The organism is Gracilimonas sp., assembly GCF_031581265.1.
Taxonomy (GTDB): domain Bacteria; phylum Bacteroidota; class Rhodothermia; order Balneolales; family Balneolaceae; genus Gracilimonas.
In genome coordinates this window covers 80,311-100,332 of the sequence record NZ_JAVLBQ010000004.1, presented here as the reverse complement: position 1 = coordinate 100,332, position 20,022 = coordinate 80,311, and the positions used below count along the sequence as shown (strand labels likewise).

Below are 20,022 nucleotides of genomic sequence, written 5' to 3'. Positions count from 1 at the left end.
TTGAAAAGAACTTTAAGTATTGCATAGATTAAAAGTCGATAAGCAAGCTGAATCGTAAGGTATTGGCGAGGGGATGATCGGATTCAAGTGTTTTTATATAACTGAAATCGACTCCAAAGAAATTATATCTAATTCCTGCACCGAAAGTAATATACTCACGGTCTCCGTTTTGGGGATGCTCGTAGTAATAACCGGTACGTAAGGCAAATGTGTCATCATACCAATATTCAATTCCGGTACCAACCATAAATTGTTCCAGCAATCCGATTTCAATGGTGTTTGTTCCATCAAATCGTTCATAACTATCCCATGAGCTAAATAAAGCTTTGATAGGCCCTGTGGCTACTTGAGTGGTATCTGCATTCCCCTGATTGTCAGTGGTAATTTCTGACTCAGTTCTGGCCATAATTTTTGAGATATCATTGGCAATGGTTATACGGTTAATACCATCGGGATCGAGCTCAAGATCGAAAGCCCATCCAAAACGCAAGACGGTTGGCAGAGGATCTTTTTGAGCATTATCAGTGTATTGGATTCCGGGGCCCAAGTTTGAAAGGTTGGTTCCAAAACTGAATTTCGCTTCTTTTTCGCCAATCATAAAGGGATCTGTGCGATATAAAAAGGACAAGTCAACGGCTACACTGCTACCCGGGTTTACTTTTTGGGCACTAATTGAAGTTCCGCTGGCAAGACTCGAATAAATGAGCCTCAGGCTGGTTCCTACTCCAAAATTTTCACTGAGTTTATGACCATATGAAGCACCAAAAGCAACTTCGTAACTGTTAAAACGTGAAATTGGTTCTGGACCGGTTTCGTCGGTTACCACTTGTTCACCTAAGTTAAGGTAGGTGAGATGTGTTCCGATGGTTCCAATGCCTTCAATGTAGTATTTACCGACTACATAGTCGTAGAATAGGTCACTTACATTGAAATTAGCCAGCCAATTTGAGTGGGTGATGCTGGTTTGGTTGCTTCCTTCCTGAAATGCTAAGCCTGCGGGATTCCAAAATAGGGCAGAGGCATTATCGGAAATTGCTACTCCGGTGTTACCCATTCCGGCTCCACGGGAGTCAGGTTCAATTTGAAGAAATGGAACCGCTGTTATAGCTACTTGTGCATTAATTGTGGTTGGCAACACAAAAATAAGTGCTGCAATAAATAAGGGTATTATTTTTTTCATGATTACTGGTGTCCTTTTCATAAAAATAGATGTTAATAGAAATATAAGTGATTCAGGTTAAACTATCGACGCTATCGTATAATTACGAGCTTTTCGATTTTTTCTGATTGTTGTCTTCCTTTCGGGGTATTTGCTGTAACCCGAAGCACATAAATATAAGTACCGTTGCCCAGGCGATTATGATCCCGGTCACGGCCATTCCATGAAATACTGGCATATGAACTTGTAGTTATGAGTTGGTTTTCAATGTGTTGGACCGGTTGTCCGCTTAGTGTAAAAATTTGAACGGATACATCAAACGGGTTACCGGGCTGATTATGTTCGAAGGTGAAACGGGTAGCATTGTTCATCGGATTCGGATAGTTGTATACATTGCGTATACTTAATTCCTCGCTCGATGCTACTTCAAAGACTATTTCTTTCTCTGAAGGATTATTATGCACATCCCATGCTCGAACCATAAGGCTATAACTACCCTCCGGTAAATTGTCCAAAGGGTACTCGATACGCCCCCTGGTAAAATCATTTAAATTGCCTTCATAAAACTCATTCAGCACAAATGATTGTTTTGGTTTCGTATCGATAGTAGCTATTATTTCATGTCCAACTCCTGTTCCTGTTGTGTTTATACCTGATTGATCTTCAAGATCAACAATTAATTGGGGGGAATTATTTACGAGATTCCCGTTTACAAATTTTTCATCATTTAGATAGACATCCAGTTCCGGTCCCTTTCCATCATCTACTGCGTCTTCATTAATTCCATTAAATCTGACTTTCACAAAAGAACCGGAAGCTGTTTTCCCGTTCTTATTATTCGCATACATAAGGATGCGGCCGGTTTCATCAGAAAAGCTGATATCTTTAGGCACGATAAATGTTGAGCTAAACTCGCCATTTACAGCTTCGGTTTTTCCTTTAAATAGCACATCATTTTCAACGGTGTAGCTGCAACCTTCCAAATTACAATTGTCGGCTTGCACCCAATCGCGATCTGCGGGCAGGTTTACATTTCGTTTGGCATCCAGCACGGTAAGGTTTACTTCACCAGAAAAGTCAGACAAAGTATTTCCTTCTAAGTCTTTTACGGTGCCGGATAGCGTAACCTGATCTAAAGCCTGAACGGTAAGCACAGTATCCTGGCCCGATTCTGTATAATCATTCAGTGAAGCCACTTCTGATGAAAATTCAGGTAGTCTGAATCTTCCGGCAGGGTCACCGATCAAAATAAATTTCTTACTGTTTCGGGTTGAAATGATGGATGAATTATTGATAAACGTATTTTTAGTCTTTCGATAGATATCTCCAAAACGAAGGGGAGTGCTGTCCTGATTTCTTTCTACCATTCTTTGTGAAAGTGCCACATTCAACCCAAAATTATTACGGGACGAAATTCCCGATCCTGTATAAACAACACGAGTGGTTGTAAAAGCAGCTATAAGCCCGCCATTGTCAGCAAAAAAGAGTTTCTCTGCACCCGATTGAGCATCGTTATCATCATAACGGCCAAATTGACAAGTAGCTGTTACAAGCACGGAAAGGCGATCTCTGTTGGTGAGGCTTGGAATATAATCTGATTTAAAGAGTTCCTCATCAGATAGTGTTTGCTCGTTTCCGTGTCCGGAATAATTCAGTACCAACGTACCGTTATTAAAAGCGTTGATGAAATCCTCAGTTGCACCTGGAATAGTTCTTCCGGAGCCGGTTATCTCTTCAGGATAAGAAAATTCATATACCTTATTTACCTTAATGCCCGGTTCAATGATATTCATTCTTTCAGCGGTGGCATCGGCATTCAGTACATGTAGATCTCGGTTTAGCTGTACATCAGGAAAGTCATCGTCAGCTGCAAAAGTAAAAGTATTTTGCCAGCTGCCGGTATGTTCGGGGCTTTCATATTCCTTAATCTTTTGGATAGCTATGGCTGCTTCAGAAGGAGTTTGGGCAGAAATACGCCCCAGACCAATATCTAATAGGTGGGAGTTTGGAGTTCCGCCACTACCCAAAACATCCATTTCACCTTCATTGTCATCCAATAAGCCAAAAAAGTCGTCAGTGGCATAAGAGGTTGTTCTGCCTAAAGATTCTTCACTTTGATAGGTGACTACATGATTAATGTACCGGTCGGTTTGAATGTTTTTATAGTCAAAGGTAGTGTCTCCAAAAAGTAAAAGATATTTGGGAGGTTCTTGTCCGGAATTCAATGCTCTGTCATAAAGAAATTTCACATAATCACGTATGGCTGTGGGATCTAATAATCCACCACTAAATTCATTTATAATCTCCTCTTGAGTAACTACAACAGGAGTCAAACCATCATTCTGTTGTCTGTAGGCTGCTAAGTCATCGGCATAGTCTTTAAAAACATCAGCAGTTATGATTATATAGTCAGGAAAAGTGGTAATTGACTGGAGGTCTTGAGGGGCGACCGGTTCCCCAATTTCCGGTATCTCAAACTCTGAATCAGCAATAAAGTGTAGATTGTTACCGGAATAATAGTTGAAATTAAAATCTTGTCCAGACTCAGAAAGAGCCAATAATTTGGGATCAGTGGGATTTGATACTTCCATGATAATGGGTTGATTGTCAAACCCGCTAAGCTGATAGTTAACTAACTCAGAAGAAGATCCGTCTTCAGGAGAAAAGAAATAAAGGTACTCGTTCTCTGCTACGAGTTCACGTTCAGCTGTAATTTCTAACCAATCTAAAAAACCGGTAGAGCCAGAAGCATTGTGATTATAAGAAGCAGCAATTTCCAAAATATCACCCGAAAAGCTTGCACTAACATTTTCAGTAAAACTGCGATCAATACCAGCATTTCCTTCACTGCTGTTGTAAGAACCCGAACGAGGTATAAATAGAGAAGAGAAGGAATCATTATTTAGAAACAGGTCAAAGTTTGCCGAAGAGGTAGATCGATTGACAAATTGCCCTGAAATTTCAATGGTTTGGTTAGGCAGTAATCCGGGCAGTGTATCACGTAAAACGGTCCGGATACTTTCATTACTTGAGGCTTCAAAACGAGTGCCAAGCCAGTTTCGGCCTGATTTAATTCGGTCTTCGGGTTTATACAACTCCTGTTCTTTCCAGATAAAATCAGTGAAAGTAGAGACTGATCGGGAAGGGGTTAAGTTTTCATTGACTGGAGAGAGACGCATTCCGGGCTCGGCTGCTATAGTCAGAAATATATAATTTTTCTTGCTGTAGGGATGCACCTGATGCGAGAAACCTACATCATTGTAATCAATCCTATCAGGGCTATTGGCGTAGAATATAATTCGGTCACCTGTGTCAAAGCTGCCATCTGACTGTCCCTGAACAAGGATTGGGATTTGTTTAAATTCTGGTCTTGCTTCCGAATTAGCTTCCGGTAATAAAGCCCCTCCCGTACCCCAAAGCTGTATATGTTGCGGATCAATGGAGTTTACGTTAATCCCAAGTTCTTCCAGATAATTTTGACCGATGTTATAAATGCCATTTTTTCGGATTGGGATTTTATACCAGACACCTGTAGAGAATGAGGGCCCGTTTGCTTTGGAAAGTTGCATGTTCGGTAAAACCGAATCTCCAGTTTTGTAAACTCTGAGCCGTAACTTTTTTAATATCCGAACATTATTATCACCATAACGAGCAATGTTGATGCTCAATGAACTCACTTTTTTACCCCGAGAAATGCCTGGTTCAGAAGCTTCAATTAGACTCCTTGAATCCCCTTCGAGAGCTAAAACCATAGCCTTTTCGGGACTTATCTCTTTTTGAACAATGGCTACATCTTGTTCCAATATTTGATAGCGAAGGGCTGAACCGGAAACAGGAACAGTAAGTCCTATAGGAGATAGGATTGTAAGTTCATCATTGATGAACTCATAATCGGTAAAGGATTCGGTTTCTGCTACTACTTTCAGTTGCCTGGCCTCAGCCATTGATGCAATTAATAAGCAAAGCAAACCGCTAATAAAAAGCAGCCTGTTCAGCATAGTGTATAATTACAGTGTATAAATTAATTAATGCTTAAAGTGTAGTAGCAGTATTTCTATAATCTATATAGTACTTCTTGTTATTATTGACCTGTAATTGTAGGTAAGTTTTTTCGCTTATTAGTTGAATAAAGTAATTTGTAGCGTTTTCTCTATATAGTAGTAATAGGCGTTAAATTTTTAAGTCAGGTCTATAATAGCCTTGTCAACTTATAATGTCAATAAAAAAATAGCCCAACTAAAAATTTAGATGGGCTAAAAGATTTATATCATTTCTAAAACTAGTGATGAAGCACCACCGCCACCGTTACAAATTCCTGCGCAACCGTATTTTCCACCGGTTCTTTTTAAGGCATGAATGAGCGTTACAATAATTCTGGCACCGGAACATCCCAGTGGGTGACCTATACTTACAGCTCCACCGTGAATATTTACTTTTTCAGGGTCTAATTCTAAGATCTGGTTATTTGCCAGGGCTACCACAGAAAAAGCTTCGTTGATTTCAAATAGATCAATTTCATCTTTAGAAAGACCTGCTTTCTTCAGAGCGATGGGGATAGCATCGGCAGGTGCAGTTGTAAACCACTCCGGAGCTTTTGCCGCACTGGCATGGCTCAATATTTTAGCAAGTGGCTTTAGTCCAAGTTCTTTGGCCTTGTCGGCACTCATAACCAATACTGCAGCTGCACCGTCATTTATACTGGAGGCGTTGGCTGCTGTTACGGTTCCTTCTTTATCGAATACGGGACGCAGGTTTGGGATTTTGTCAAAGCGTACTTTATCAAGTTCTTCGTCTTTTTCCACTTTCGTGACATTCCCTTTGCGATCTTTGACCTTCATTTTGACAATTTCGTCTTTGAAGTATCCTTTTTCGGTTGCTTCAATAGCTCTTTTATAGGAAGTGATTGCATACTCATCTTGCTCTTCGCGACTGATATTACATTCCCGTCCACAAAGGTCTCCGGCATTTCCCATCAGGTAATCGTTATATACATCCCAGAGGCCGTCTTTAACGATTCCATCTTCTGCTTGTACATGGCCGTATTTGGCTCCAAATCTTTCCTTGGGAAGGTAGTAGGGCACATTACTCATGCTTTCCATTCCACCTGCTACAATAATATCCGCTTCCCCTAATCTGATTTGATCAGCAGCGATCATAATTGATTTCATACCTGAAGCACATACTTTATTTACAGTAGTAGCAGGGGTTCTTTCACTTAGTCCGGCTTTAAGAGCTGCTTGTCGGGCAGGAGCTTGTCCAACTCCTGCTGAGAGTACATTCCCCATTAACACTTCTTGAACATCATCAGGCTTAACTCCGCCTTCTTTTACTGCCTCAAGTATGGTTGAAGCTCCCAATTCCGGGGCTGAAAAAGAAGATAAACTTCCTCCAAAAGCTCCCAAGGGTGTTCTTTTTGCTGATACTATTACTACGTCTCGCATGATAGAAAAATTTTAAAATTGAAAGTTGTTGTAAGCGCTATTATTAGTGCTTAAAAATACAAAAGCTTGTGGAATGATGATATGTTAGAACGCCTGATCTAAATCATTGATCAGGTCGTCAGCGTCTTCAATGCCAACTGAAACACGAATCAATGAGTCTTTTAATCCTGCTTTCTCGCGGACATCTTTTGGAATGGATCCATGAGTCATTGAAGCAGGATGACTGATAAGTGATTCAACCCCACCCAGACTTTCTGCCAGTGTAAAAATCTTTGTATTGCTCATGAAATTTACAGCAGCTTCAATGGAATCATCTTTAAGGGTAAAGGAAAGCATAGCTCCAAAGTCATCCATTTGTTTACTTGCCAGTTCATGCTGAGGGTGGGAGGAAAGCCCCGGATAAATTACAGAAGCCACTTCATCATGATTTTCAAGGAAGTCGGCAATCTTTTTGGCGTTATCCACTGATCGCTGAACTCGTACACTGAGGGTTTTAATCCCTCGCAGGGTAAGGTAGCAATCCATAGGCCCCGGTACCGCTCCGGATGTTTTAGTTTGGAAGCGGAGATTTTCCATGATTTCTTTACTGGAGCTTGCAACTGCCCCATGAATTACATCAGAATGACCGGCCAGATATTTTGTGGCTGAGTGTAAAACTGCATCTGCCCCAAACTCTAATGGTCGCTGCAAATAGGGGGAGGCGAAAGTATTATCAACCACAGTTAAGATGTCCTTTGGTTTAGCCATATCAACCAAGGCTTTAATATCTACCACTCTAAGCAAAGGATTGGTAGGTGTCTCAATCCACATAAGCTTTGTTTCAGGCTTTATTGCTTTCTGTACCTCATCAAGATTTGTCATATCAACAAAAGTAAAGTTGATACCAAATGGCTCAAAAACTTTAGTGAAAAGACGATAGGATCCGCCATAAAGATCATTGGTTGTTACAATGTGATCTCCGGGACGAAGCATTTTCATCAAGGCGTCCATCGCTGCAACCCCACTTGAGAAACAAGCTGCCTCATCAGCTCCTTCAAGCCCGGCAATCATTTTTTCAAGGGCAGTTCTTGTTGGATTTCCTACACGGGCGTAGTCATATCCTTTGTGTTTGTTGGGAGCTTCCTGTGCATAGGTTGATGTTTGAAAAATTGGAGGCATTACAGCGCCGGACGTTTCCTCCGGTTTTTGTCCTGCATGTATAGTCTTTGTATTGAATTTCATAAAACTAAATCTCGATAACTATATTATTGATTATTCAGTTGGTTGAGTGTGCTCAATTTCTGCTGATATTCAGAATTTGCAGGTTCAATATCCGCTAATTTTTCATAGTAGTCTTTGGCAAAATCGATAAGCATATTGGCTTTTTCTCTTAAAGCATTTTGGTCTTCCTGAAAAGCAACTTCTAAAACAGATAAGTACTGAGCAGCAAGATTGTTGTAAAAGACTGCCAGGCTTTCGAGATATTCAGTATTGGTTGTATCCCTTTTAAAAGCTTCAATAAGTTGATTTTCTGCTTCATCACCCATGCCTTCTGCTTCAAACCTAATTTGTTCAGCAAGCTCAGTCTCATTATCAGAATAAGCAGTCTTTAAGTCATCCATGATATTGGAAGTAATCTCATAAAGCTGAGTTCCATAAACATTTCGCAGGTTGGCATTATTAGGATACTCTTCAACAAGAGGTTCAAGCATATCCAAGGCTTCTTCGGTATCACCATTGGAGATATAGGCGTTAACTAAACCAAAGGCAATATTAAGGTTGCCTTCTACGTCGGTGTTAGCCAACTCATAATAATGGGTGGCTTGATCAGGGTTCCCTTTTTCCAGATAGAGGTACCCCAAGTTTTCAAGCATATCTATGGGATTATCCTCTGCAAACTCTAACGCTTTTTCCAAGGTATTTATAGCCTCATCAATGTTATCAGAATTATAATGAGCGACGGCCAAATTTTTAAGAGAACTAATGGCATCCGGTCGGATGATCAGTGCATTTTCGAAATGAGTTTTAGCTCGGTCGTATCTGTCAGTTGCCATCATGTTTTCTGTAACTTCCAGTCCAGCGTTGTGCTCCAGTTTCCAAAGCTGCTGACGTAAACTATCGATAGATGAGAGCTGACTTTCATTCGCTCCATACTCAATGGCAAGGTCAAAACTTTCAGCAGTTTCAGTGTAGAAGTCTGCTCTTTCCTCAGGTTCTCTTTCTTTCGCCAGGTTGGCATTTATTTCAGCTCTGGTAATATACAATTTGGGTTGAGCCGGATCTTCACTCAGCTGTGATTCTATAGAAGAGAGGGCTTTATTATAACTTCCTTGAGCCTGTAATTGTTCAATATTAGTTTGGGTTGTAGTACAAGAATAAAAAAAACCGGCTAAGAGGAATAAACCTGTTAGCCGGATGAAATATGAATTAGTCATATATTTATTTTAGATGGAGAAATGAAATTACATTCCTAATTTTTCTTGAGCTTCCTGGGCTTTTTCGGGCATATCTAAGTTAATATATACGCTATATAAACTTTGCCATGCGCCCATATTTTCAGGGTTGAGTTCAACTGTTTTTTCGTAGTATTCCATAGCATCCGTTAGGAAACCGTTAGCAATTTCGTCCAGCTCATTAACTCTTTCTAAGTCATCAGCATTATTTCTCTCAGCAAAAATTAAAGCAGCTTTATTTTGATACAACACTCCCAATGCATTATGAGCTTGCTCATCGTTAGGTCTTAATCGTATGGTTTCCATCAAAGCTTCTTCAGCGCGGTCGTTCAAGCCGTTAATTTCTTCCGTTTCATTATCAATTTCTTCTTGGATTTCGGCTAATTGCTGTTCAATATTTTCAGCCTCTTCGTCTGAAGCATTTCTCATTTGATTTTTGAGATCATAAATTTCTTCGTATTTGTCAGAAATAGAAGAAGTAAGAGATTCTGTAATTGATAAAAGGACGGTTCCCAGCACTAAACGATACTGTGCATTTTGAGGATCATCTTCGATAAGTCCTTCAAGAACATCAATAGCTTTTCCTCGTTCACCGACATTCATGTAATTATCGGCTAATTTCTGAGTGAGGCTTACACTGTCTGGATACAATTCAAGCCCCGTTTCAAGAATATCTACTGCTTTTTCCGGATTTCCCGACTGTGCATAGTACACTGAAATTCGGTCATAATCTTCAGCAGGAGGAGGGTCTTTAAGTTCCATGGATTGTTCTAAGACCTCGGCCGCTGCTTCATAGTTGTTATCCATAAAATGGATCTGTGAAAGCACATCATAAGAAAGTGTACTGTCTGGATTGATAATAACCGCATTTTCAAGATGTGCTACAGCTCGTTTCAAAGGCTCATCAACAGTAGCCATTACACTATCATCAATAGCATAGGGTAATGCTGCATTGTGTTCTCTTCCCCAAGTATTTAAAACAAGATTATCAACTTCGCCGGATTCACTTGGAGCTTCTTCCATTTGACTAAATAAATCTCTGGAAGTTGTGATATTCTCTCTAAAATCTCTGTAGATAGGTTTTCTGTCACTTGGTGGTTGAATGGTAAAACCATGCTCAGAATTTGCTAATGCCTTATAATAATAGCCAAGTCCATTATCAGGATTCTGTTCAATATATCGGTCTAAACTTGCGTAAGCACTGTCAAAGTTTTGGGTATAGATATTTAATTGTGCTTCCTCAATAATAGGACTGGTAGAGTTGCAACTGGTAAGCACCCCAGCCAATAAAATTGAAGGGATTATAATACTGAGTAGTTTTTTCATTTTGTATAAAGATTGAAGTTGGTTGTAATCAGAACAAATTTATATGTTGATAAAAATAATCATATGTGTTGCTTTCTGCAATTTATTAGCACACATGGTTTTTGATTCAATTTAAACTTTAAAAAATCAGGAAATTTTGTATGAAAAAAATACACTCAACGGATAAAGCACCGGCAGCCATAGGTCCATATAGTCAGGCAACTTCACATAATGGTGTTTTATATTGCTCGGGACAAATTCCGTTAAACCCAGAAACTATGGAATTGGTAGGAAATACAGCAGCAGAACAAGCCGAACAAGTGATGGATAACCTAAAGGCTGTGCTTGAAGAAGCCGGAACAGATTTTTCAAAAGTATTGAAATGCTCCATATTCTTAGACGATATGAACGATTTTGCTTCCGTCAATGAAGTGTATGGTGCGCGTTTTGATTCGGACCCTCCGGCAAGAGAAACAGTAGCAGTTCAAACACTGCCTAAAAATGTTTTAGTAGAAATCAGCTGTATCGCTTATTTGTAAAAAATGTGATCATTCATTAAAAGCCGGTTCTTATTTCTTCTGTATTAAACGAAGCAATATTGCCGGCTTTATCTTTTACTGATATAAATACCTGATTTGTTTGTTTGGGCTCAAAATTTGGGAGATAATAAATAAGCAGATTTTCTTCATAGTCATATTCTGCAATTCCGTGGACTCCATTTATGGTGAATTTAGCAGATGATGAATCAATACCAGTCAGCTCATCTTTTAGATCTACACTGGCAAGCCATTTACCATAATCTGTGCGGTATATTTTGAAGTTGGATATTTCGGGAGGAGTATTGTCGGATATGATTACGAATTCACCAAACTCATCAGGATAAGCATAGACAGTACGACCCTGGAGTTCCGAGTCTACGTAACTGAGGCCGGATTTTGAATTATTCTTTCTGAAAAGCCTGTACTTGTTTCCGGGTTTAAAAGCGTGCCCCATATAATATTGAAGCTGAAAATTCTTTTTAAGAGCAGCCATTTCGGGTTGGATAGAAATTTGGTACTGGCCATCAACAATTTTGTGAGTAAAACCAATACTCAGGGTATCAAAAAAAGTATCTTCGTTAAATCTAATCAGGACTGAATTGTCGGAGGAGAGTAGGGTCTGATTTTGTGATGGAAATAGTCGAGCAATGTTAATTGGGAGAAGTGAATCCCGGTAAATCACTTGCTGATTAGTTTTCCAGGGAAGACCTATTTTCCGTGAAGTAAGATCGATGGTACTTTGTAAATCAGGGGAAGCCCAATCCTCATGCCAATACCAATTGTATATAGGCAGTAGTTTTTTTGGTGAAGACGAATTATCAAAGCCATCTTTTTCTATTTGGATAGTAGCATTTGAGCGATTCCCAAAATAATCAGTGGCAATAATAGTATATGTCTTAGCACTTTCAGCAGGAAGAATTTGAGCTGCTGGTTTTTCAATAAGGTAAAAGGGGTTGTTGTGACCATCCTTACTATAAAGTCGCTGATGCCCTCTGTTCGTTGAACCAAAGGGAGCTATTCTGTCAAGAAACATTTCACCGGAATCTGAAAAACTCAGCGAGTTCAATTCTTGATAAAAAAGAGTATCTGACTCGTGAACGAGTGCCAGTGAGTACACAGCGTAGGCGTTGTAAACTTCATTTGACTGGTCATACACATTTACTGCTAAGCCCGACTCTCCGGTTATACGAATCGTTCCAAAATCGAAAACCCCATTAACTTTATTTGGTCTTATAGCCCGGGAATAAGGGTTTCCTTCAATTCGGCTCTTTTTAGTTAAAGGTTCTACAATCAAACTTGAAAATACAGGCGGAATTGTATCCTTTACTTCTAAGTTCGTTGATAAAGCATTTACGGCGTTTTGATTGGAATTTCTTACTTCAAAATGAAGATGGGGAGGCCCAATCCCGGAAGAACCGGTATATCCTATCACATCACCTTGTTTCACGGGAATTGCCAAAGAGTCAAACTCTACATCCATTTCAAATGAATAATCTGATAATCTGATTGAGTCGGCGAGGTGCTGAAAAGTATCATTAAACCGCTGTAAGTGGGCATAAACGGTATATGTATTATCCGGATGTTTTAAGTAGATGGCTTTGCCATAACCACGTTCCGTAATTAATAATCGATGCAGAATTCCATCTCTTGAGGCAAAAACTTTATATCCTTCCTGCCCCCATGTTTTGATATCGAGCCCGGCATGGAAATGGGCGGATCTTGTTTCCCCAAACGTAGAACTCAAATACTGTCCCGAATCAGTAGGCCATAGATATTGCTGAGCCTCTGAAAAGGGGGAAGCTGACAATAATAGCAGTAAAGAAAATAGAAAAGGTCTCAATGCTTATTCAATATTAACAGTTAATGATTTCTGTCCGTTATTTAATAAAATCTCCAATTTATCTCCCTGATTAACCGGCCCAACCCCTTCCGGTGTACCTGTAAAAATTAAATCACCGGGGTGCAGCCTAAATCTTTCAGATAGAAAGGTGATTAACTGTGGGATGGGAAATATCATTTCTGAACTATTTCCATGTTGTTTTACAAATCCATTTTGGAAGAGTTTAATATCTAAATCATTTAACGCAATAGATTTAAAATCTGTGATAAAATCACTGATAGGTGCAAAATTTTCGAAGCCTTTTGCTAAAGTCCAAGGATGTCCTTTTTTCTTAGCTCTGGATTGAATATCACGAGCTGTAAAATCTATACCGACGCCAATTCCCCCAATAAAATTTTTAGCATCTGCTTGAAGAATATTCTTTCCTGATGCCGATATAGCTACAACAATTTCAGCTTCAAAATGGACTGATTCTGATTGTGGAGGAATAGATACAGTAGCTTGATCATAGCAGATGGCCCCTAATGGTTTTAGAAAAACGATAGGTTCTGAAGGAACTGAATTTCCCAATTCTTTTGCATGTTGGGCATAATTTCTTCCAATACAATAAATATTGCGTACGGGAATATCGAGGCCGGGTATCTTTGGTTGTTGCATAAAACTAAGATATAAAAAAAGCCTCGCACAAATAATGTGTACGAGGCTTTAAATTCTATAATCTAAAACAGGAATTAATTGACCGGCTCTACGTTCACGTGTTTCCGTCCACCGGAGCGTACGGCAAAACTAACTTTGCCATCAGATGTTGCAAAAAGAGTATCATCTCCACCTCTTTTTACATTATGTCCGGGATGAAATTTAGTGCCACGTTGTCGAACAATAATTCCGCCGGCGCGAACAAATTCACCACCGAATTTTTTAACTCCCAACATTTTGGGATTGGAATCGCGACCGTTTCTTGTAGAACCTTGACCTTTTTTATGTGCCATAACTATAAGGGTTTAGGAATGAAAAATTTATGATAAAGCTTCGATTAACTCGGCTTTTTTCAAGCTTGAGTAGCCGGTTAGGCCTCTTTCTTTAGCCAAGCTTTTAAGTTCTGCCACTGTCATTGATTCCAAATCTGATGATTCTTCTTTAGCTGTTTCTTTCTTTTCAGCTTTTTTAGAAGCAGCACCGGAAGCAGAAATGCTCTCAATTTGAATTTGAGACATAACCTGACGATGGCCATTTAGCTTTTGATATCCTTTGCGTCGTTTTTTCTTGAATACGAGAACTTTGTCTGCTTTCACTGTATCAAGGATAGTGGCGGAAACTTCAGCTCCTTCAACATTAGGAGTTCCAATATTTACGTTTCCGTTTTCATCTTTTATCAACAACACCTTATCAAATGTGAGCTTTTCTCCGTCTGCATTTTGTTTATCTACAAAAAGCACATCGTTTTCAGCTACTTTATACTGGTGTCCGCCGATTTCAACTATAGCGTACATATATATTAAATTTCTTTCTTTTGCATTTAATTCAGAGCTTGAAAAGATAAGGTTTACTTGTTAGAAAACAAAGCAAATATGAACTGATAAATTCAAAAACTTCACTTAAATTATAAGCAAACAAAAAAGACTATAGATCATGAAAAAATTACCATCTCTACACGAACAAGCATTCAAGTATAAAAATACCAAACGTTTGCAACACGATGGAGGAAGAGCCTGGATTAAGGACTCTCAACTTCATGAAGCCCGGAAAGATGCTAACGGGAGATTTGTTACAGTTCCCAATGAAATTATAGTGCCCAAAAAGAGTACTACTATTGCAGATAACAAAGATCTCGATACGCACTTAAACGAGAACTCTCCATTGCCGTAAATTTTGGTTTTCAAGTTTATGCGACTTTTGGAATAGATCGCTGAAACCCATCACGGTTTACATGTCCTATATATTTTCCGATGATCTTAACTTCTTCAAACACATCGGGTTCAATAAAGATATCATCATACTCCGGGTTCGCCGGTTCAAGACGCAGACCATTATCTCCCCAATAAATTTTCTTCAGGCTGGTTTCACCGTCGTACAATACCGCACCGATATCTCCATTTTTAACATCTGTATCCATCAAAAGAACAAAATCCCCGTCATAGATACCTACATCTTTCATGCTAAAGCCGGTAACCCTTAGTGCAAATAAATCATCTAAATTAGGAAATAAAGTGTCAAGGGTAATGCTGCCTAAATTTGCTTCAACAGCCTCCTGTAACGATCCGGCAGCAATAAGTCCACGAATTGGAATCCCTTCTTTTTCATCGGTTTCTCCCAACATGCTTTTCTTTTCGGAAGGTAAATCATATTCTCCGTCATTTTTCTTAACTAAATAGCCTTTCTTAAGTAGTGCCTTTATATTTTGGGTGACGCTATTTGGAGATGCATATCCAAAGTGATCTGCAATCTCCCTATAGGTAGGCCAAATGTCATGTTCTTTTTTGTATTCTACGATGTAAGTAAAAAATTCGTTTTGCTTGTGTGTCAAGTGTGCATTGTCCATATGAAGAATATTTAATGTAAAATATATGTGTAATAAACAAAGAAAGTCTATGAAGTTCAATAGAAAGTGTGTAAAAAATATGTGTGTCGTTTTTTTGATTGGTATGCTGGGTGTAGTAGTCTCCTGCGATCGGCAAACGGCTTATTCAAAGTTATTGACTGAAGAGTATCCGGATCTTTATTCGTATGTCTTTGAGAGAAATGCAGATTCATTGCTAACATACACCGATCACCCGGATTCTTATATCAGAGATCAGGCGTGGAGAGCTTTAATCAGTACACCGGTTGAAGCAGAGAAGATGGATGATTTTATTACTAAGGTGCAGTACAGCAAAACTGAAATGGCATGGACTGCTTTAAGCACAAAAAGCCTTTCATCAGATCAAGTTAGCAGGCTACAGAATTTATGGGAAACAAGGGAGTCCATGCGAAGCGGAATAAGTTTAGTTCTTGGACTTCAGGGCAATGAAAATTCACTGAATTACTTGGTCGGCAACTTTGAGAATTTCATTGATACTGAGTTTGAATACGAAACCGCTTTGGCGATTAGTCGACTTATGATGCGCCATGATTTGCTGGAGAGTACTAAAAAGATATTATTAAAATATGCGGCAGTAATTGATGATCCGGATTTGTTTCGAGCCTATTTCTATGGATTTTATAGAATGAATGAAGGTTTTGAGGATGAGGAAATGAGAGATATAATGCTGGATACCTATGAATTGGCTTCAAGTGCTGAGATAAAACAATACGCAGCCCGAATCCTTTTTAATACCGATGCCGAATGGTTCTTTTCTGAGCTTATTTTGGATGGAATTTCTGGAATGAATGTACAACTTGCTGTAGAATTGGCTCAACATTCTTCGCAGCTTTCTTGGAGTGAGAAGTTGGCTGATTTTTATAGTCACCTATTAGAACATGGGAATCCTGTAGTAAATGAAGTAGCACTTACGCAGTTGGCTAACCGAACGGATAAACCTGTTAGTTTTGATGAGATGATTGCATCCACCGTTGTCAATAATAATGAGAAAGAGGCCTCCGTGCGGCTGAGTGGAATACAGGCGATAAGTGATCCTGCCACTTATCTTTCCTTGGTGGATGAGTTAGCTGAAACCAACGAATATCTTCTCACTAAAAAACTGCAAGTAAACAGTGAGGTATTAACAAGATCAGAATATTTGGAGCTGCTTGAAGACCATTTTAACAGTGAAAGTCTTATTGAAATTTCACTGGCTACGCAAGGTTTGTCAGGCTGGTGGCAAGGACTCAGTGATTCTGAAAAAGATGCTTCAACAAGAGCTGCGGTTAAAGAGTTGGTGATTAATTTGTTAGAAAAAGAAAATCGAACCATCACTTTTAATATTCTGAATTTCATGAATAATTCAGGTTTGGTAGAAGAGGGAGATTTTGAGCTGATGACTGAAATTGCAGAGAACTACAGTTTACCCCGCGATATTGAGGTTTTTCAAGCCTTAGGCAGCTTGCTGAACGAACATTTTGAGGAAGAGGGGAGATCTTTAATTACAGAACTTGCCCGGGAAGGGAATACTGCACTAAACAACTCATTCCAACAACAGGGATGGGATTTACCGGATGTAGAACCACAAGAAAAAACATTCAGGCAGCCCAACTGGAGTGAACTTGCAGCCTTAAACTTTGAGCCAACCTGGGTGTTGGAAACGGAAAAAGGCGATATCAAAATAGTAATAGACGTTTTAGCTGCCCCGGCCACAATTTCGGGAATTGACAGTTTGACGAGAGCCGGAGCTTACGACAAGGTTGCCATCCACCGGGTAGTGCCAAACTTTGTAATTCAGGGCGGTGATGTTGAAACCGGATTGGGGCTTGGCGGGCCAGACTACGTGGTACCCACCGAAGCATCAGAGAAAAAATATAAAAGGGGAACCGTTGGTATTGCAAGTGCCGGAACGGATACCGAAGGCAGTCAATATTTTGTGATGCATCAATGGAAACCACATTTAAATGCAGGCTATACGGTAATCGGAGAAGTGATTGAGGGAATGGATGTGGTTGATCGCATTGTTGTAGGGGACAAAGTCACTAAAGCCTACTGGAATATAAATGAAGAATAGTTTTTAACAGGTTTTTATGGTTTAAACAATTTTTGTGGTATTCCGAACGATATTAAAGTTACAAACCGTTATCTTGGAAGCGTTTCCAACCAACAAACTTAAACAGATACTATTAAGAAAATATGGACACCGTTTTAGACAGAGAATTATCATTTGAGTTGACCAATGATCAAAAAATGATCCGCGACAGCGTTAAAGAATTTGTAGAACGTAATGTGGCCCCAAATGTAATGGAGAGAGACAACAGCAAAGAATTTCCGCATGATATTGTAAATCAACTGGGTGAATTAGGGATGTTAGGTATTTATCATGAAGAACAGTACGGTGGGGGAGGCTTTGATGTAGTCAGCTTTTGCCTGGTACTGGAAGAGATTGCTCGCTGGGATGCTTCCCTTGCTCTCACCGTAGCCTCACATACCTCATTGGGAACCGGGCACATTGCTTTAGCCGGGAATCATGAGCAAAAAATGAAGTACATGCCTGAGTTGACTTCAGGTGAAAAATTAGCAGCCTGGTGTTTAACCGAACCCGGTTCAGGCAGTGATGCGTCCGGAATGAAAACCACGGCAATTAAAGAAGGCGATAAATACATTCTGAATGGGGCTAAAATATTTATAACCCAAGGTTCTGTAGGTGATACCTATGTAGTTCTTGCCAAAACTGATCCCGAGAAAGGGACGAAAGGTATCTCAGCTTTTATTGTAGAAAGAGAATGGGATGGCGTAAATCCGGGTCCCGGTATGCACAAACTTGGGATGAATTCTTCTGATACAACCGAAGTAGTATTCGAAAACGTAGAAGTTCCCGCTGAAAATTTATTAGGTGAAGAAGGGCAGGGTTTTGTGGATACTATGAAGGTATTAGACGGAGGTCGTGTTGGTATTGCGGCACTATCTGTGGGAATTGCCCGCGGTGCTCTGGAAGAATCGCTGAATTATTCTATGGAACGAAAACAATTTGGAACAGCCATCGGAAACTTCCAGTACATGGAAGGGAAAATGGTTGATATGGCCACTGAAATTGATGCTGCCCGGTTGCTAACACTTCGTGCTGCTTGGTTGAAGGACAATGAAAAGCCGTACACCAAAGAAGCTTCTATGGCTAAGTTATTCGCCTCAGAATTATCTGTGAAAGCAGCTCTCGAGGCTATTCAAATTCACGGGGGATATGGATATACCAAAGAATATCATGTGGAGCGATTCTTGCGAGATTCTAAGCTTATGACTATAGGTGAAGGAACTTCCGAAGTGCAGCGAATGATTATTGCACGTGAGCTCAAAAAGACCCTTGTATAAAAATTAGACGTTTGTTGGAGACCCAAAGCCTGCATCATAATTTGATGGCAGGCTTTTTTATTTATTGAGATTAAATCTCTTGATCTTCAAAAAGATGTATGGTTTTATCTATTAGATCATATAATAAGAACTTATTTTCTTGTACTAACCCAATTTTGACTCCACTTAACCGTTTGTTTCTATTTTGTCTGTATAGTTCATATTCATTTGTATATATCAATTCGCCATTATCATTTATCTTGTAACTTAATACTAAAGTATATTTAGGAGCGGGTTCATTTTCAGTACGTGTTACTGTTGATACATACAAATTATCATTATGTATAGTAATATCCTCAAATAATATTACCAGCATATACCCTCCTTGAGGGGAAGGCTTTTCATAAGAATCTTTTATCTCGGCTATTCTATTTTCAAGTTTTGGGTGATCGATATTCAATTTATAAAGTAACTTCCCTTCCAGGTCGTAAACCCAAATGAGTGGGTCAGAGGGGGAGGCGGCAATAAGTTTATCATTATGTAAAGCTAAGATTCGTTCATTGCGATATACATTAAAGTCCTCTGGATCAGCTGTTTGTTCTCCAAAAGATTTTATTTTTTCTCCATTACTATTAAAAATGGTAATGGGTTTATCTGAAAAAGGTGTAGAAAGGTATATAAGTCCATTTTGTCCAACTTCCATATGCCTTGCCCCGCCAAATTTTTCTATAGGTATTTCTCTGATAAACTGATCTTTGTTATCAAAAACTACAATTTTTGCCTGCGAACGGGAAAAAACATACAGGCTGTCTCTTGAAAAACTTATATCTGATACAAAAGTAAACTCTCCGGGGCCTCTGCCGATGTTTTCTATAACCCCAAGGAGCTGTATATTTTTATTTAATCTGAATATTCGAGCCGATTTGTCAGCTACATAAAACGTTTCATCAGAGCGTGCAAATCGCTCAACTCCATCATAAAAAACGGAATCACCAAAGACTAAAAATTCTTGATCTGATTCCAATACTTCGACTTTTGGCTCTAATGGTTCATGATTGTTTGTGCAGGATAAAAATATACTGGTCCCAACTAGAAACAAGAAGAAAGTATATTTAACAGTAGTCATAAAACAGTGAGTTACAATTAAAAAAAACAGGAACCAAATCATTGGTTTCTGACATAGACTTAAGACTAATGTGGATCTGGACAAAGATATCTTAGACTATCACAAGATATAGATATTTAGTTGTCATCTGTTTCGTAGTCTTTTACATCATATCTATAGGTAAATGTTATATGTTAACATTCCATAGTAAATTGATCAACACTTATAATTAACTTTATTTAAGACAATTATTAACATTAATTATAAATATTTTTTATTTGTTGTGATATGTTATT

General features: G+C 39.1%; 16 protein-coding genes. 4 read left to right on the top strand and 12 right to left on the bottom strand.

The window, feature by feature from the left end; translation table 11 throughout:
- Positions 1-28: 28 nt before the first annotated feature.
- The 6 genes from porV to RI561_RS03010 all read right to left on the bottom strand — a co-directional run bounded on the left by porV (position 29) and on the right by RI561_RS03010 (position 10,358).
- Positions 29-1,180, bottom strand: coding sequence for a type IX secretion system outer membrane channel protein PorV (gene porV, locus RI561_RS03035; protein WP_395078748.1), 1,152 nt, complete (start codon positions 1,178-1,180; stop codon positions 29-31).
- A 71-nt stretch (positions 1,181-1,251) separates the two neighbouring features.
- Positions 1,252-5,103: a type IX secretion system sortase PorU gene (gene porU / locus RI561_RS03030; protein ID WP_395078747.1), complete on the bottom strand. Its 3,852-nt coding sequence runs from the start codon at positions 5,101-5,103 to the stop codon at positions 1,252-1,254.
- 318 nt (positions 5,104-5,421) lie between these two features.
- Positions 5,422-6,600, bottom strand: coding sequence for an acetyl-CoA C-acyltransferase (locus RI561_RS03025; protein ID WP_395078746.1), 1,179 nt, complete (start codon positions 6,598-6,600; stop codon positions 5,422-5,424).
- Between the two features lie 84 nt (positions 6,601-6,684).
- Positions 6,685-7,821, bottom strand: coding sequence for a cystathionine gamma-synthase (locus RI561_RS03020; protein WP_395078745.1), 1,137 nt, complete (start codon positions 7,819-7,821; stop codon positions 6,685-6,687).
- Between the two features lie 23 nt (positions 7,822-7,844).
- Positions 7,845-9,014, bottom strand: coding sequence for a tetratricopeptide repeat protein (locus RI561_RS03015; RefSeq protein ID WP_395078744.1), 1,170 nt, complete (start codon positions 9,012-9,014; stop codon positions 7,845-7,847).
- A gap of 27 nt (positions 9,015-9,041) precedes the next feature.
- The gene (locus tag RI561_RS03010; protein ID WP_395078743.1) at positions 9,042-10,358 is read right to left on the bottom strand and encodes a tetratricopeptide repeat protein; all 1,317 of its coding nucleotides are present in this window, start codon (positions 10,356-10,358) and stop codon (positions 9,042-9,044) included.
- A gap of 140 nt (positions 10,359-10,498) precedes the next feature.
- Here RI561_RS03010 and RI561_RS03005 point away from each other — a divergent pair, with 140 nt between their 5' ends.
- Positions 10,499-10,876 (top strand): RidA family protein, encoded by a 378-nt coding sequence (locus tag RI561_RS03005; protein ID WP_395078742.1) that lies wholly within the window; start codon positions 10,499-10,501, stop codon positions 10,874-10,876.
- Between the two features lie 16 nt (positions 10,877-10,892).
- Here the strand turns inward: RI561_RS03005 and RI561_RS03000 are convergent, their stop codons facing one another.
- The 4 genes from RI561_RS03000 to rplU all read right to left on the bottom strand — a co-directional run bounded on the left by RI561_RS03000 (position 10,893) and on the right by rplU (position 14,206).
- Positions 10,893-12,683, bottom strand: coding sequence for a M23 family metallopeptidase (locus tag RI561_RS03000; protein ID WP_395078741.1), 1,791 nt, complete (start codon positions 12,681-12,683; stop codon positions 10,893-10,895).
- 36 nt (positions 12,684-12,719) lie between these two features.
- Positions 12,720-13,373 carry a fumarylacetoacetate hydrolase family protein gene (locus RI561_RS02995; RefSeq protein ID WP_395078740.1) on the bottom strand — a complete coding sequence of 218 codons (654 nt, stop codon included), beginning with the start codon at positions 13,371-13,373 and terminating at the stop codon, positions 12,720-12,722.
- Positions 13,374-13,447: 74 nt separating this feature from the next.
- Positions 13,448-13,705: a 50S ribosomal protein L27 gene (gene rpmA, locus RI561_RS02990; protein ID WP_395078739.1), complete on the bottom strand. Its 258-nt coding sequence runs from the start codon at positions 13,703-13,705 to the stop codon at positions 13,448-13,450.
- 27 nt (positions 13,706-13,732) lie between these two features.
- Entirely contained in the window at positions 13,733-14,206 is a 474-nt protein-coding gene (rplU, locus tag RI561_RS02985) for a 50S ribosomal protein L21 (RefSeq protein WP_395078738.1), read from the bottom strand.
- A gap of 139 nt (positions 14,207-14,345) precedes the next feature.
- On the opposite strand from rplU, the gene RI561_RS02980 reads away from it, so the two are divergent.
- A complete protein-coding gene (locus RI561_RS02980) occupies positions 14,346-14,582 on the top strand; it encodes a hypothetical protein (RefSeq protein WP_395078737.1) in 237 nt (78 codons plus the stop codon).
- A 16-nt stretch (positions 14,583-14,598) separates the two neighbouring features.
- Here RI561_RS02980 and lexA read toward each other — a convergent pair whose 3' ends face one another.
- Positions 14,599-15,255: a transcriptional repressor LexA gene (gene lexA, locus RI561_RS02975; protein WP_395078736.1), complete on the bottom strand. Its 657-nt coding sequence runs from the start codon at positions 15,253-15,255 to the stop codon at positions 14,599-14,601.
- A gap of 49 nt (positions 15,256-15,304) precedes the next feature.
- On the opposite strand from lexA, the gene RI561_RS02970 reads away from it, so the two are divergent.
- The gene (locus RI561_RS02970; protein ID WP_395078735.1) at positions 15,305-17,347 is read left to right on the top strand and encodes a peptidylprolyl isomerase; all 2,043 of its coding nucleotides are present in this window, start codon (positions 15,305-15,307) and stop codon (positions 17,345-17,347) included.
- A gap of 122 nt (positions 17,348-17,469) precedes the next feature.
- Complete coding sequence (locus RI561_RS02965) at positions 17,470-18,642, top strand: acyl-CoA dehydrogenase family protein (RefSeq protein WP_395078734.1); 1,173 nt, start codon at positions 17,470-17,472, stop codon at positions 18,640-18,642.
- Positions 18,643-18,712: 70 nt separating this feature from the next.
- On the opposite strand, the gene RI561_RS02960 is transcribed toward RI561_RS02965, so the two are convergent.
- Positions 18,713-19,747: a 6-bladed beta-propeller gene (locus tag RI561_RS02960; RefSeq protein WP_395078733.1), complete on the bottom strand. Its 1,035-nt coding sequence runs from the start codon at positions 19,745-19,747 to the stop codon at positions 18,713-18,715.
- Between the last annotated feature and the right edge of the window lie 275 nt (positions 19,748-20,022).